This window comes from Mycoplasmopsis agassizii (assembly GCF_002276225.1).
In the GTDB taxonomy this organism is placed as follows: Bacteria; Bacillota_I; Bacilli_A; order Mycoplasmatales; family Metamycoplasmataceae; genus Mycoplasmopsis_B; species Mycoplasmopsis_B agassizii_A.
The window spans coordinates 1-15,061 of sequence record NZ_NQNY01000011.1 but is presented as its reverse complement, the minus strand read 5'-3'; the positions used below and the strand labels follow the sequence as shown (position 1 = coordinate 15,061).

16 protein-coding genes are annotated in these 15,061 nt (G+C 28.4%); 15 read left to right on the top strand and 1 reads right to left on the bottom strand.

Annotation, left to right across the window (positions count from 1 at the left end; all coding sequences use genetic code 4):
• The first annotated feature begins 1 nt into the window (after position 1).
• The 4 genes from CJJ23_RS03390 to CJJ23_RS03375 all read left to right on the top strand — a co-directional run bounded on the left by CJJ23_RS03390 (position 2) and on the right by CJJ23_RS03375 (position 1,920).
• Positions 2 to 487 carry a hypothetical protein gene (locus tag CJJ23_RS03390; RefSeq protein WP_095334957.1) on the top strand — a complete coding sequence of 162 codons (486 nt, stop codon included), beginning with the start codon at positions 2 to 4 and terminating at the stop codon, positions 485 to 487.
• 148 nt (positions 488 to 635) lie between these two features.
• Positions 636 to 1,124, top strand: a complete 489-nt coding sequence (locus CJJ23_RS03385; RefSeq protein WP_095334956.1) for a hypothetical protein — start codon at positions 636 to 638, stop codon at positions 1,122 to 1,124.
• A gap of 97 nt (positions 1,125 to 1,221) precedes the next feature.
• Positions 1,222 to 1,521 carry a hypothetical protein gene (locus CJJ23_RS03380; RefSeq protein WP_095334955.1) on the top strand — a complete coding sequence of 100 codons (300 nt, stop codon included), beginning with the start codon at positions 1,222 to 1,224 and terminating at the stop codon, positions 1,519 to 1,521.
• Positions 1,522 to 1,623: 102 nt separating this feature from the next.
• Positions 1,624 to 1,920, top strand: a complete 297-nt coding sequence (locus CJJ23_RS03375; RefSeq protein WP_095334954.1) for a hypothetical protein — start codon at positions 1,624 to 1,626, stop codon at positions 1,918 to 1,920.
• A gap of 424 nt (positions 1,921 to 2,344) precedes the next feature.
• Here the strand turns inward: CJJ23_RS03375 and CJJ23_RS03370 are convergent, their stop codons facing one another.
• The gene (locus tag CJJ23_RS03370; protein WP_143823632.1) at positions 2,345 to 2,848 is read right to left on the bottom strand and encodes a hypothetical protein; all 504 of its coding nucleotides are present in this window, start codon (positions 2,846 to 2,848) and stop codon (positions 2,345 to 2,347) included.
• 281 nt (positions 2,849 to 3,129) lie between these two features.
• On the opposite strand from CJJ23_RS03370, the gene CJJ23_RS03365 reads away from it, so the two are divergent.
• The 11 genes from CJJ23_RS03365 to CJJ23_RS03315 all read left to right on the top strand — a co-directional run bounded on the left by CJJ23_RS03365 (position 3,130) and on the right by CJJ23_RS03315 (position 14,643).
• The gene (locus tag CJJ23_RS03365; RefSeq protein WP_095334952.1) at positions 3,130 to 3,471 is read left to right on the top strand and encodes a hypothetical protein; all 342 of its coding nucleotides are present in this window, start codon (positions 3,130 to 3,132) and stop codon (positions 3,469 to 3,471) included.
• Positions 3,472 to 3,702: 231 nt separating this feature from the next.
• The gene (locus CJJ23_RS05300) at positions 3,703 to 5,016 is read left to right on the top strand and encodes an ABC transporter permease (RefSeq protein WP_095334951.1); all 1,314 of its coding nucleotides are present in this window, start codon (positions 3,703 to 3,705) and stop codon (positions 5,014 to 5,016) included.
• The gene (locus CJJ23_RS05295; protein ID WP_095334950.1) at positions 4,959 to 5,480 is read left to right on the top strand and encodes an ABC transporter permease; all 522 of its coding nucleotides are present in this window, start codon (positions 4,959 to 4,961) and stop codon (positions 5,478 to 5,480) included. The genes CJJ23_RS05300 and CJJ23_RS05295 overlap by 58 nt, the downstream gene beginning before the upstream one ends.
• 12 nt (positions 5,481 to 5,492) lie before the next feature.
• Positions 5,493 to 6,506 (top strand): substrate-binding domain-containing protein, encoded by a 1,014-nt coding sequence (locus CJJ23_RS03350; RefSeq protein WP_095334949.1) that lies wholly within the window; start codon positions 5,493 to 5,495, stop codon positions 6,504 to 6,506.
• Positions 6,493 to 7,434: a ribokinase gene (locus tag CJJ23_RS03345; protein ID WP_180738023.1), complete on the top strand. Its 942-nt coding sequence runs from the start codon at positions 6,493 to 6,495 to the stop codon at positions 7,432 to 7,434. Before CJJ23_RS03350 ends, CJJ23_RS03345 begins: the two co-directional genes overlap by 14 nt.
• Positions 7,427 to 7,837, top strand: a complete 411-nt coding sequence (gene rbsD, locus CJJ23_RS03340) for a D-ribose pyranase (protein WP_084232522.1) — start codon at positions 7,427 to 7,429, stop codon at positions 7,835 to 7,837. Before CJJ23_RS03345 ends, rbsD begins: the two co-directional genes overlap by 8 nt.
• A complete protein-coding gene (locus CJJ23_RS03335; RefSeq protein ID WP_095334947.1) occupies positions 7,837 to 9,342 on the top strand; it encodes a sugar ABC transporter ATP-binding protein in 1,506 nt (501 codons plus the stop codon). The genes rbsD and CJJ23_RS03335 overlap by 1 nt, the downstream gene beginning before the upstream one ends.
• A gap of 271 nt (positions 9,343 to 9,613) precedes the next feature.
• On the top strand, positions 9,614 to 11,212 hold the full coding sequence (locus CJJ23_RS03330) for an ABC transporter ATP-binding protein (protein ID WP_095334946.1): 1,599 nt from the start codon (positions 9,614 to 9,616) through the stop codon (positions 11,210 to 11,212).
• A gap of 3 nt (positions 11,213 to 11,215) precedes the next feature.
• Complete coding sequence (locus CJJ23_RS03325; protein WP_095334945.1) at positions 11,216 to 12,079, top strand: ABC transporter permease; 864 nt, start codon at positions 11,216 to 11,218, stop codon at positions 12,077 to 12,079.
• Entirely contained in the window at positions 12,072 to 13,001 is a 930-nt protein-coding gene (locus CJJ23_RS03320) for an ABC transporter permease (RefSeq protein WP_180738022.1), read from the top strand. The genes CJJ23_RS03325 and CJJ23_RS03320 overlap by 8 nt, the downstream gene beginning before the upstream one ends.
• Positions 12,988 to 14,643: a hypothetical protein gene (locus tag CJJ23_RS03315; RefSeq protein WP_095334944.1), complete on the top strand. Its 1,656-nt coding sequence runs from the start codon at positions 12,988 to 12,990 to the stop codon at positions 14,641 to 14,643. The genes CJJ23_RS03320 and CJJ23_RS03315 overlap by 14 nt, the downstream gene beginning before the upstream one ends.
• Positions 14,644 to 15,061: the final 418 nt, after the last annotated feature.

The following is a 15,061-nucleotide window of genomic DNA, read 5'->3' as shown; positions in this document are numbered from 1 at the left end:
AATGAAGCGATTATATTTAAAATTATCAATAACAGTTATTTCGACATTGTCAATAGGAGTAATTGCAGTTGCTTGTAATAATCAAACTGCTGACAAACAAATTGAACGTTGAACTCTAGAAACTAACTTTAAAAATGACATTAATACAGATGTAACGGGTTATCTAGGCTGAGCAGGAGTAAATTACAATGTAGATGTTTTAGCAATTCAAGTTGGGGAAAATAAAGATGGAATGACTCAATCAGTCAAGTCATCACTACTTAAATCATATAATTCAATTTTAAAAAACATCAATAATTTCTTTGAGGAATACGAAGGTAAAATTACTTATCCTGTATCTATTAAAAATAAGATTAAAGAAATAACAAAAGTAGTAAATGATATTCCCTTAACTAATGTAGTCAAGGAAGTTGAATCTTATTATAAAAATACTTATGCTATGTTTCAAGAAGTGCGTGAACTAGCTAATCAGATTAAATTAATTTAAATTAATGGAATCAATTTTGATTCCATTTTTAAATAAAACAATTTTTTATAAATATTTTTTAAATAAAATATTGAAATTAATGCTTTTATGATGTCTTTGAATTCGCTAAAATCTTAAGCATAATTGCTTATAGAAGTTAAAAGAATTTATGAAAAAGAAACTATATTTAAATTTATCTTTCGCCACTATTGAAACTTTGGCAATATCAGCAATTGCAGCGGCTTGCACTAATCCTAAAGCTGATGAACAAATTAAAAGATGAACTTTAGAAGTAAATTTTGATAAAGACATAAACACTTACATTTTAGGCTACATGGGATTTGCTGTTCAAGATTATGGTTTTGAAGTTGCTAAATTAAAAATAGAAAAACATCCTGATGGTATGAGCCAATCTTTAAAATCAGCCTTACTTGGTTCGTATGGTTATATTTTAGATAATCTAAACAAATTTTTTGAGACATATGAAGGTAAGATCACTTACCCTTCATCAATCAAAACTAAAATGGATCAAATAACTAAACTAGTAAATGAAATTCCAATCACAACATCTATCGAAGAAACTGATGCGCACTATCAAAAAACTATAGATATTTTTCACGAAGTCTGTGAACTAGCTAATCAAATTAAATTAATCTAAATTAATGGAATCAAAATTGATTCCATTTTTATTACTGATTTCATCTTCAAATGAAATCAGTAAAATTTGTAAATTTTGTTGTAACATTTTAAGCACTATGAGATTTAAAAGAAGAAAGAAACCAGTTAAACTAGCAAACAGATTAAAAAGACATGAAATTCAATTAAGAATTATCGCTCGAGAAGTTGAGAAAATTCAAGGTGATATATTCTTTGTTGCAGAAAATATTAATGTTTTTTTAGATAGAATTGATGAATATCGCCAATTTTTAGACACTCGTTCAAGAGAAAGAATGGACATAGTAAGAGAAGTTTTTGCTAATGTTAATGATTCACTTGATTATATTTCTGTGCTGATAACAAGAGTAAAAGATCTAGAATTATTTTTAGTGAAATAGTTGAATTCTCACACTTATGTAAATCTAAATAAGCCGATTTTATAGTTGTTCTTCTTGAAAATTATTGAAAAACTCGTTTTTTTACTGTATTATTTGCATAATATGGAAAGATCAAGAAAATTAGGAAAAACTACTTTAGGTATTAAACAATTGGAAAAGTTAGCAAATAAATTAATAGAAGACCTTAAAAGACAAGGTGGTTATAGTACAAGGCTAAAAGCAACTTTTCTTAAATTAACTAAGACTTATAACAATATGGTTGATACACAGGATGATATTCAAAAAACTTTTGAAGATACTATGAAAATGCTTGCTGATAGATATTGAGATCTAGAAAAGATGGTTTTTGAATTGGAAGATAGAATATCTGTTCTAGAACCTAAAAAGAAGAAAAATTAATTATCTAAAACTTATTCAAATAGACACCGATCATTATTAATTGGTGTTTATTTTTAATAAAAATAAGTAGTTAATTTGAGTTTTAATAAAAAAGAGCCAAAAAAGGCTCTTTTATCTGCCACTTGCATGACAGCCCAATCCAACACTTGAGGACACGCTAGTTAGACAGTTAATTAAATTTAACTCTTTCTCATATCTCATGCCTTTAGCAACTTCTATCACAGCAATGGGGCGTACTAGGTGATAGTTTTAAAACTAATGAGGGGGATCAATTTTTTTGCATATAGTTAAGAAATAAGTTTTGTTTAGAATAACCTATGCTGTGTAAATTATACAATGTTTTAAAATTTTTACTGCATTTCTGCAAAAATGTAGATTTTGATTTGGTTGAAAGTTAATACATTTAAATAAGATTCGTAGTTTTTTATTTATCCTTCTTTTTTAGAAAATCTAAAATTTCTTCAAGCTTTTCATTAGTTTCTTTATTTTGTTTTTCTGCTCTTGAAAAACCTTCTTTCATTTCAGAACGAATTTCGTTTGTTGCTTTTTTCAATTTAGCATCAAACTTTTTCTCTATTCTTTTTTCTATTTGTAGGTTTTCAGACTTTGCTTCATCAAATTTTTGATTCATTTCAGAACGAATCTGTTCATTACCATCTTTCATTTCAGATCTTAATTCACTTGCAGCTAATCTTATTTGCTTCAGCACTCATTCTTTGTTAAAATCTTCATCATCAGTAGGACCTAGCGGTGGAGGTAATATAGGGGGTAATGGGTCACCTTCTGCTTCATATTTGTATCTGGCTTTATTTGTGAATGGGTGAATTTCAACTGAATTAACTGTTTCTTTCATATCATGTGTCTTTGTTAACTTTTTCACTTCTGCACACGGTCTGTTAACTACTATTTTTGAATCTTTATTGCTCATATTAATTTAATTATAACTAAAGAAAATAACTATTAAGTTGATTTTTCAGTTTTTTCCTTGAATTATAATATCATTATAAACGTTGAGTTAAATATTACAATTCATAAAAAATTATTGGTGTTTTCAAAGTTGCTTATATTAATACACTTACTAAATCTGATAAATCGATGATACCTTTTACTTTCATGAAAAGTGTTAAAAAAAATTGATTGTTAGATCTAATTTATTAGTAGATAAAGCAAGTCAAGATTATGTTCTGTTAAATAAATAAAAAGAGTGTTATGCTTGGTGTAGTTTTAAAAGTTATAGTTGTTTATTTTACTTTTATATTTTTGGTATTTAAATATGCTTTGAAAATAGTTTGATTAATAATTAAATTATTATGGAATATTTTATACGCAATAAAATTCTTGCTTTCTGAAGCTAGATACGAAGAATGAAGATTCAACCATAATTTGGATTACCACAAATACGGATATTTATTCGATGAATATTTTGTAACCTATTTAAGATATACACCTATGGAACCTAGATCAACTTATGTAAAAAATGATAGAGTAACTCAGGAATATTATGATAACCTAGCTTATAACCATAACGGTGAAGAATTAGAATATGAATAATATTATTTTTAAATCCTTACCCGAAATTATTTTCGGGTATTTTATATCAATTTTATTTGTATAATTTTGAACATATATAACTGCTAATATTAACCTAAAAAATAAAATGTTAAAGCATTTATTTTAATTTTTTGAAATTGTGAAAAGATTTTCACAAATTTATTAAATAATGACAATTATCCCCTATTTTAGGTATTTTTAGGTTCATTATTTAAGTCTAATTTATGTAACATGTATAATTTTTTTATGGAAAATCAGTTCATTAAAAAATTCGAAAATATTGATCAAGATCGTATTAATAATCTTGAAAAAGAATTTGAATTAAACAAATTAAAATATGAAAATTTAGTTTTAGAAGAGCAAGACAAAGTTCATAAGTTAGCAATGAAAGTGAATAATAAAAAAGAAAACATTGTTAGTAAAGCTCAAAATAAAATTAATAAATTAAATAAGCAAATAAACAAATCGGATGTTGCTTATTTAAATCAAAAAATTTCTAATGAGGAATTCAAAAAACGTAAACAAGAATTTTTACATAAGATAAAAGAAACCAAAACTTATTATAAAAATTTATATATCTCTAAAAGCAAATTATTTGATGAACAACTTCTAGAATTTACTAAAAAACAAAGATTAAAAGTTGAAGTTCTTAAAAAGGAATTAGAAGATCATAATTTTAAAAAATCTAATGATCTAAAAAAACAAATTCATCAAATTAAAAAACAAAATCAAAATCAACTTAACAAATTAAAAACTAGTTTTAATAAGTTAGCCACTGAATTAACTTCTAAAGAAAATCAAATAAATAATGACTATCAAAAAGAAATTAATTATATTAATTCGATTAGTAAAAATGTTGTCTCTGATGAAAATAAAAAAATGAAAATTTTAGAATTACAAAATAAAAAAGAGAAACAAATTAAAAAATTAAATACTGTTTACAACATTAAAAATGAAGTCTTAATTTTTAAGAAAAGAATTAGTAGTTATTTTGCAAATTTATTTAGCATAAATAATTTAATTAATTTTGATAAGAAAATTAAAACCTGAATTTTAAATAACAAATTAATTTTTGTAATCATCATTTTTGCTATTATAGTTGGTGCAATTCATCCTTTATTTTTCAGCTCACAAAACTGATTAAATAATATTTTAAATCAAAATATTGCAGTGGGACTTTTAGCAATTGGAATGACATTTATCATTCTAACTGGTGGCATAGATTTATCAGTTGGTAGTGCAATCGGCTTTTCAGCAGGATTAATTCTATACTTAAATCAAGTAGTTGGTATTAATTTAGGTGGCTCTATAGTTATAGGTTTTTTACTAGCAATTAGCATTGGTTTATTTAATGGGTTTTTAAGTTCCTATGGAAAGTTACAATCCTTTATTGTAACTTTAGTTGGCTTACTAGTTTTCCGTGGTTTACTAAATGTTGTGTTAGGTGGTATCCTGTTTCAATTTCAAATAATGATACTATTAGTTTCTTGAATACAGGGACAATCGGAGTTTTACCTTCAGCCTTATTTATCTTCATCTTCATAACTATATTCTTAATATTTATTTTAAAGTTCACAAGATTTGGAAGATATATTTATGCAACAGGATCTAATAAAAACTCTGCTAAAGCAAGTGGTATTAAAACTAAATGAATTGTTACTTCAGCATTTGTAATTGGTGGAATTTTAGTAGGTTTAGCTAGTGTGGCTTATATTGGTAATGTACAATCAGTTGAACCACAAACAGGTAATGGTTTTGAATTATCAGCAATTGCTGCAGTTGTGCTTGGTGGTACAAGTTTAACAGGTGGTAAAGGAACTATTACTAAAACTATTATTGGTTGATTATTAATCAGTGTTTTAAATAATGCTTTAGTTTTCTTAAATGTAGATTCAAACTTGCAACTAGTTTTCAGAGGAATAATTATCTTAGTAGCAGTTTTACTAGACAAAAATTTTGACTTTAGAACTAAAGCCAAAAGAGTTGTTATGAAACTGTCAAGGGTTTAGAAAGGAATCAAAATGTTTAAATTACTTATAACTAAAAAATTTCTGAAAACTAGTGGGCTTACTTTGTTAGTAGCAGTTGGTGCTGCTACTGGTATCGGTGCAGGAATTGCAGCAGGCGTATCTAGTCACAGTGAAAAGTTAGAAACAATTGCTTTAATTTTATCAACTCGTAATAACCCTTATTTTGCAGCAGTAGCAAACGGTGTTAATAGCGTTGCTGTTAATAATAAAAAATATAAAGTGCAAATTCTTGATTCTCAAGATGATCAACAAAAAGAAATTGAAAATGTCAATAACGCTATTTCTCAAGGTGTAAAAGGTATTATCATTAATGTTGTTAATTCAGAAACTGCCTGAAATAGTTCTCTAGCTGCTGCTTATCGCAATAATATTCCTATTATTGCTGTCGACCGTGGTGTTAATAATGCAACTGCTGGTGCAGTTAAACAAACAATTGCTTCAGATAACGTGGCAGCTTCAAAATCACTAGCACAGTGATTTATATCTAATTATAATTTTAGCTACAATGAAGGTGTTTTTCACCTTCAAGGTGTTGCAGGTGCTCAAGCTGCAAATGATCGTTCTAAAGGCTTTTTAGAAGGTCTAGGTGGTCCATATGCAGTTGAACAACGTGGTGATTTTAATCGTGCGACTGCTCAGCAAGTAACGCAAAATACTTTACCTTCACAAGGTAATAACTTTAGTTTAATTTTTGCAGATAATGACCAAATGGCACTTGGAGCTATTAATGCAATTACTACTTCAAATAAAACTGTTTCAACTAAAAAACCATTTGAAAGAGTTATCGGAAATAATTATTATGTCTTAGGTTTTGATGGTGATGCGGATGCTTTAAACGCTATCAAGGAAGACAAGATGGTGGCAACCGTTGCTCAACAACCAAAACTGATGGGTGAAATCGCCTTCAATTCAATGGTTTCACTTTTAAATGGCGAAACCATTGATGAAATTAAAGCAGCAGATACAGTTATTGTAAGTAAGGAAAATGTTGATGAATACTTATAAAAAAAATCCTTTAAAAGTTCTCACAATTGGTTCTATAAATTGAGATCATTTCATAAATTTAGAAAGGTTTCCCAAAATAGGAGAAACCATTAATTCAAAATCATATAGCGAGAGTTTAGGTGGTAAAGGTTTAAACCAAGCTATTGCTTTAAATAAGCTAAAAGTTAATAGTAAATTCATTGCCAAAATAGGCGAAAAAGATCAAGATATTTTGCTACCGAATCTAATTAAAAACAATTTGAATTTAGATGAAATTGAAATTGTAAAAAACAGTTTCACAGGTAGAGCATTTATTCCTGTTAATGAAAAAGGAAATAACTATATTATTTTAAATTCGGGAGCAAACGCAAATTTTGCAAATGAAAAAGCAATTAAATATGAAAAGCAAATTTTAAATTCAGACATTATTTTATTGCAATTAGAAATTGATCTTAATTTTGTTTTTGATGTTTTAAAACTTGCAAAAAACCATAACAAAATTACCATCTTAAATCCTGCACCTGCAATTAAATTAAGTGATGAAATAATTAATTTATGTGACTACTTAATTCCTAATGAAACAGAATTTAATTTATTATTTTCTGTTCTAAACACAACGATCAAGACATTAAAAAATAAATTAATTGAATTAAAACATAAGTTTAAAAATACTATAATAGTTGTAACCTATGGAGAAAAAGGTGTCTTCTATTTAGAGAAAGATGAATTAAAAAATATAGGTGTAATTAAAGGTATAAAAGTAGTTGATACAACTGCTGCAGGAGACAGTTTTATTGCTGGTTTTATTAAAAAAATAAGTGAGTATAAAAGTCTCGAGGAAGCAATTATTTTTGCTAATAAAGTTGCAAGTATAAGTGTCACAAAAAATGGTTCAAGTGAATCGATTCCAACTCTAGAAGAAGTTGAAGAAAGGTTTAAAAATGTTTAAAGACAGAAATAGAATATTAAATCCAAAATTGGTAGCATCAATTGCTAAATTGGGTCACTTTGATTTAATTGCAGTTGTGGATGCAGGAATGCCACTTCCTTATAAAAAGAAAAATATAGAAATCATTGATTTATCTTTTTATCCAGGAGTTCCATCTTTTAGTGATGTATTTAAAAAAGTTTTAGAAGAGTTAGAATATCAAAGAATTTATGTAGCTCCTGAAACTGAAGAAATAAATCCAGTTATTTATAAAACTATTTTAGATAATGCAAATAGAGAAATTACATTTGTTTCTAATCATGATGAGTTAAAAGAATTATTAACTAAAACAATGTTAATAATTAGAACGTCTGAAACAAGTCCTTATGCAAATGCTATCATCGAATGTGGAGTTAACTTTTAGTGGATGAAATAATTTTAGAAGCTAAAAATATAGTCAAAACTTTTTCAGGTGTAAAAGCCTTAAACAACGGTGAAATCAGGGCTTTTCGTTCAAAAGTTAATATCTTAATGGGTGAAAATGGAGCTGGTAAATCAACTATTTTAAATATTATTTCTGGTATGTTTGCACCTGATAGTGGGAGCGTTTATTTTGAAGGAAATAGAATTGAAGATTTTTCAATTAATAAATTCAAAAAATTAGGAATTACAATTGTTCATCAAGAATTAAAATTAGTTGATGATCTTAGTATTGCTGAAAATATTTTATTAACTCGTGAACCCTTAACTATTTTCAAAACAATTGATTACAAAAAGATGTATGCAATTACAAAAGAAATTTTGAAATCAATTGATATGGATCTTAATCCAAAAACTCTGGTTAAAGATCTTTCAATTGCACAAAAGCAAATGATTGAAATTGCAAAAGGCATTTCTCAAAAATCAAAAGTCTTAATTCTAGATGAGCCCACTTCATCAATTGGTCCCGAAGAAAGTGAACAACTATTTAAAATAATTCATAAATTAAAAGAAAGTGGTGTAGCAATTTTATATATCACTCACAGGATGAATGAATTAGAAAAAATAGGTGACTATATTACTGTTTTTAGAGACGGGAATTTTGTTAGTGAATCAAAAATAGAAGACACTAGTGAAGACAAAATAATTGAACAAATGGTTGGTCGAAAATTAGAGCAACAATTTCCTCTTAAATTTAAAAATGATGAATTATTTACTTTGATGAAAGTAAATAATTTAGGAAATAAATTTGTCTCAAATATTTCATTTGAAATCAAAGCAAATGAAATATTAGTTATCAGCGGTTTAGTCGGATCAGGAAGAAGTGAACTAGCAAAAACAATTGCAGGTTATTATTCTTTTGACTATGGATCAATTGAATATAAAAACAAAAATATTTATTTTAATCATCCTAAAAATGCAATTGATAACGGTGTTTATTATTTGTCAGAAAATAGAAAAGAGGAAGGCTTACATTTAGAAAAAAGCATTGCCTTTAATTTAACTTTAGCTTCACTAAAAAGTTTTTCAAATAAATATACTTCACTAATTAATTTAGCAAAAGAGAAAATTGAAAATAAATCAATTACCGATAAATTAAAAGTTAGAATGTCAAGTACTTTAAATAATGTGGATAGTTTATCAGGTGGTAATCAGCAAAAAATTGCTATTGGAAAAGCCTTATTAACTAAGCCTGAAATTATCTTTTTTGATGAGCCAACTAGAGGTGTTGATGTAGGTGCTAGAAAAGAAATTTATAAATTAATGCATGAGCTTAAAAAATCAGGAAAAGCAGTTGTTGTAATCTCATCAGACTTACCTGAAGTTATTGGTTTATATGATCGCTTAATAGTTATGCGTGAAGGAAAAATTATGCATGATACTTACGATAAATTAGACCAAAATGAAATTATGAAATATGCTTTTGGCGTTTCAAATAAATTTATTTAAGAACTAAGTAAATTTAAAAAATAAAACTGAAAATCTACTTATTTTTTCAGTTTGTGGCTTATCAAAAGATTTTCCTAAAACACATGTGAAAATAAATCAACCAAACATGAAAAAATTAACTTTTTTTACGCAAAAGTTAATTTTTTTTATAGAATTTTTCAATTAAGTAAAACTTATCTTTACGGACAGTTTTTAGTGCGAGCATTGAAAGAAATATCTTAATAAAAAACAACATTTTATTTTATATATCAATATTAAAAAAGAGGGGTGAATGAGCCAGCAAGCATTTTTTTCAGAAGATCCGTCTCCTGATGAAGTTACAAACGAAACAACTTATAAAAACATTAAAGAAAAGCTCGAAAAAAAAGAGCAAATTCTTGCCGAAAAAGCTAAAAAGCTACCAATTATTGAACTAAAGAATTTAGAGAAAAACTTTGGTAGCAAAAAAGTTTTAAAATCTGTAAATGCCAAAATCTATGAAGGTGAATTTATTACAATTCTAGGTCCTTCTGGGTCAGGTAAAAGTACAATCCTATCCTTACTAGGGGGTTTTGAATATCCAACCCGTGGTGAAATTATTTTCCAAGGTCATGATGTTAAAGACCTATCTTCATATAAAAGACCTACATCAACTATTTTTCAAGATTATGCGTTATTTCCACACTTGGATGTGAAAGGTAATGTTAAATATGGTCTTAAACTAATTCGTAAGCCAGTTGCAGAATTAGTTGAAAAATATAAAGATGTGTTAAAGCAAAATCAAAAAGTTTGATCACAAAAAGCAGATCTAGAAATGGATAAACTAGATAAAACTCAAGCAGAGTATCGCGCCCAACTTAGTGGTCGTGCTTTAACTAGTGAAGAGAAAAAAACTCTGCAAGCAGAATATCAAAGCCAAATCAAGGCTGCAACATCTGAAGCAGAAAAAAAAGAAATCAAGCGAGTTTTTAAAGAAAAAGAAAAAGATTTAAGAACTTCAATGAGTCCTAGCAAACGTAAGAAAATGCAAAAATGACTAGATGATAGTGATTTTAAATATTCTTACTGAGAAAACTATGTAAACTTAAAAACTGAACAGTTTACAAAAAGTAAAACGAGCCGTGCCTTAACTAGAAAAGAAATCGATGAAAGAGTCCAACTAATGCTTTCATTAGTTGGTTTGCAAGATAGTGCTGATTCAAATATCTTGGCACTTTCAGGGGGAATGAAACAGCGTGTGGCGCTAGCTCGTTCTTTAGCAATTAGTCCTAAAATCTTGTTACTAGATGAGCCATTATCAGCTCTAGATGCAAAAATTAGATCACAAATGCAAAAATTATTAGTTTCTCTGCAAGAGGAACTAGGTTTAACTTTTATTTTTGTCACTCACGATCAACGTGAAGCGCTAGAACTATCTTCTAGAGTAATCGTTGTAAGAGATGGAAGAATTGAACAATTTGACCATCCTGAAAAAATCTACGATTTTCCTGTTAATAAGTGAGTTGCTAATTTTATTGGTGAATCAAACTTTTTTGATGGTGTCTATCAAGGTGATGGTTTTGTTAGTTTCTTAGACAAAACTTTTAAAACTATTCATACTGATAAAGAGTTCAATAAAGGCGACAAAGTCGATGTTTTAATCAGACCTGAAGATATTCATTTGAATAAGAAACAAGGTTTATTTAAAGGAAAAGTAGTTAACTGAACTTATAAAGGAAGTTACTATATTACTGATGTAGAGATCAATGACCGTGTTTTACAAACTGAATCAACAGACTTTTTTGATGTTGATCAAGATGTTTATTTAACTTGAGATATTGATGATATGCACTTAATGGCAATTGAAGAAGGAACTAGCAAAACCAGTGAATTTTCACCTGCTAGCGTTTAACTTATGTTATTAAAAACTAAGAAGTTTTTAATTGAAAAACTAGATTTAAATATTCGTCTATCACTAGTTATACCCTTTTTAATCTTTGCAATTATCTTTATTGTAATCCCTTTAATTTTTATTTTTGTAAAAGCTTTTACACCTATTTCTGAGGTCGTAGATGGCGAAGTTGTCGTTAATGATAACTACAACTTAATCAATGAAAATCTGTGAAATATTATAGGTCGCTCAGTTTGAACAGGTTTAGTTGCAGCAATTTTATCTTTAATGGTGGCACTACCTTATTCATACTTTATCGCACGCAGCAATAACTCAATTTTCAGGGTTGCAGGCTTATCATTAATCATTTCACCAATGTTTATTTTAACATTGGTGCGTGTGCTTGCACTACGTGGTGTTTCGACTGCAATCAGTGGTAATGAAGCATTATTGAACAATGAAATTTTTCTAATTATCGGAATGATTTATGTCTATTTACCATTCATGATTATTCCCCTTTATACAGTCTTTCGTGATATGCCTAAAAACATTATTAACTCAAGTGAGGACTTAGGTTACAACCTATTTATGACCTTCATAAAAGTGGTTTTACCTTACTCAATTAAGGCCATTTTATCAGGGTTTGTTCTAGTGTTTTTACTAAGCGCAACCAGCGTTGGAATTAGCCATAAATTATTACCTAATGCTAGCCAAACTCAGTTAGTTGGTAACTTGATAGATACTTTTGCAGTGCCTGCAAATATCTTTAAAGTTGCTTCAGTTTCAAACGTTGTTATCATTACTTTAGCATTGATGACGCTCGCTTATTTACTGATCTATTTTATTCCCCGTTTAATCATGAAACTGAAAGGATTTAAAAATGTTTAAGATCCAAAATATTTGAAAATTAATCTTTATTTCGTTAATAGTTTTATTAACTTATATTCCTATTTTCTTTGCAGTTGTCTTTTCTTTTTCATCACCTTCACAAAGAGGTTTTTTAAGCTTTACAAGTTTTAACTATGCAAGTGATGGTTCAGTTTACACAGGTGCATATTCAGAATTATTTTCTGATTCAGTGTTAAATGCAATCGCTAATTCAACAATTATTGCGTTTTTAACAGTTATTATTATTATTCCACTTTCTTTATTAATTGTCTTTGGTCTATGAAGACAAAGACAAAAAGCACATCGTGTCGTTGTTGAAGGGCTTGCCAATATCGCTTTAGTTAATCCCGACATTATTACAGCACTAGGTTTAGGGATTTTAATGACCAGCTTTTTTGGCGCGTTTTCTTTAACAGATGAAGGGTTAATTAGAGCAGTAATTTCACACGTAGTTGTGATCTTACCTTTTGTTATTTTAATGCTTTTTCCACGTAGTGAAAAGTTCAATCCTAGCCTATTTAAAGCTAGTCAAGATCTAGGTTATGGAAAAATTAGAACCTGATTTAATACCTATTTAAAATACATGGCATTACCTATTTTTCTAGCAACTGTTGTCACTGTTGTGCTTAGTTTTGATGACTTCATTTTGGCTCGTATTACATCAAATGTTGAGACCTTAGGAGTTCAGCTTTATGGGGGTACTTTTAGACCTTGAGCACTTGCTCTAGGAACCTTCTTATTAGTCGCAACTTTAATCGGAAATATTGTTTATATCTTATTAAAAATCAAGAAAAATATTGCTATCAGAAAAGAAGTTCAAGACAATGAAAAACGTGCTTCTAGAATTTCTAAAATTACTGTCAAACAGCTTACAAATCTAGTTAGAAAAAATAAAAAGGAAGTCAACAATGTTGAATCGTAAGACTTGACTTTTAAAAATTATCCTTCCATTATCGACGGTCGGTTTGACTGCTTTGGGTGTTGCTGGTGCAATTGGTTTTAAAGCAGTTCACCCACCAAAAAAAGTTTTTTTAAACTTTGCTAACTATGCGGCAGAAAGTAACATTGCAAAAATTTCTGAAAATTTCACATATCGTACTTATGCAGACATTAATGACTTTAGAGATCAATTATTAAGCCAAAAAATAGCTGCAGGTATTACTAGTTCTTACCAGATTTTTACCTTTATTGAACTAGGTTTAGTAAGACCAATTAACTATGATGCTTTCTTTAATTTAGAAGGTGATACAGCTAGAGGTAAAGCCTTTTATAATGCTGATTGAGCGCGTGCAACTTATACCGACGCAGTCTTTCAACAACTAAGTTTTTTTGACCAATTCTTCCAAGAAGAAAATTTGAAAAAGACTTTGGAAGCGCGTTATGGAAGTGATCAACCGCTCCATATGTGAAACTTCATGGTTCCTTATTTTACGCAGGATAAAATCTTGGCTTATGATTATCGTGACATTGATAAATCAAAATTGACCGATCAAGAAAAAGCAAATTTTGAAATTGATTTTGACACAAGAATTGCTAATTCAACAACCCTAACTGCACAAGAAAAAGCAAATGGAAGAGATTTTAGAAATCTTTTTACCATTTTAAGAGATTTGATCCCCCAAGATTCACTAGTACAAATTCACGATGAAATGCGCGATAATATTGCTTATGGTTCAGAAGATGTGGTTACTCAAAATCAAGAAAATTTTGATGGTAAACTAGGACTTTCTACCTATCAAACATACGTTAATGACTTCATCAATAACGTGCAAAGTGGTCTAAACACAACTTTAAAAAATACTGCACGTATCATATTTAATAATGATAGTAGTATTATTTTAAACTCACTAGTCGATCAAACTCTAAACACTTCAGTCGGTGTAATTTATAATGGGGATGCTCTAGATGCTTTCTTTGCAGTTGATAATGACGATGATTTAAGAAATTCATCAGGTTATGATCGAACCCCTATTAGAATTGTTAATTTAAAAAGTCGCATTACTTTAACAGATGGTTACATAATTCCTTCTTATCTAACAGATCAAGAAGCTAACGAAGTTGCCAGATTAGCACATCAAGACATCTATGATGGCTGATATGCTGAAGACTATAACGGAAGTAGTGGTTTACCTACTGGTTTACTAGGTACTTATCAAAACAATAATTCAACTGAAGAAGTTGCGATGTATGATGAAGATGAAGAATCATTTTCAAAACCAGGTTTTGAAAATTTCTTCTTTGTCAACTATACACCACCTACTAAGATCGCTAACAACATTGTTTTTTATAATCAAGTAGCAGATCCTAGTAAAGAGCAACTAGCAAATAAAAGTGATCTTTATAAAGATAATTATATTGCTTGACAATTAGAGCAATCAGATTACGGATATGAAAAACCAACTGGAAATTATGATAATAGTGACTTTGCTAAATTTGTCAATATCGCCTCAGAAATGGGTATAGTAGATTTTGATGGTATAAAAGTTCCTGCCTTTATGCATCCTTCAAGTGACTTATTAGTTTCAGCAGCTCAAGTTTACTATGTAAATAGGTTTAAAACTTAGTGAATAACTAAAAACTTATTTATCAATTAACCCTTAGATTTTACTAAGGGTTTTTATTTTTTTGTATTAAAGAACCCTTTATTATGTTAGAAAAAAATTAGGTTTTAATTTTACTACTAATATTCATTTAATGAAAGTTAAAAAAATATTTTATAAATTCATCGACTATTTTCGCTGATAAAGTAGACTTACGAATGAAAGCGAGTTAGCAAAGAAATTTGGTGTTCAATTTATTTCTTAAACCATTTCTTATATGTGAACATGATTACCTTAAATACAAACAAGTGTAAAAGGATTACATATGAAAAAAATCAAAATTAAACCAAAAAATTTTTTAGGTTCCTAGAGTGTTCTAATAACTGCAACTCTTACATTTTTATTTTAATGGACTTTCATTCGAAAGTTCATTTTTATTATT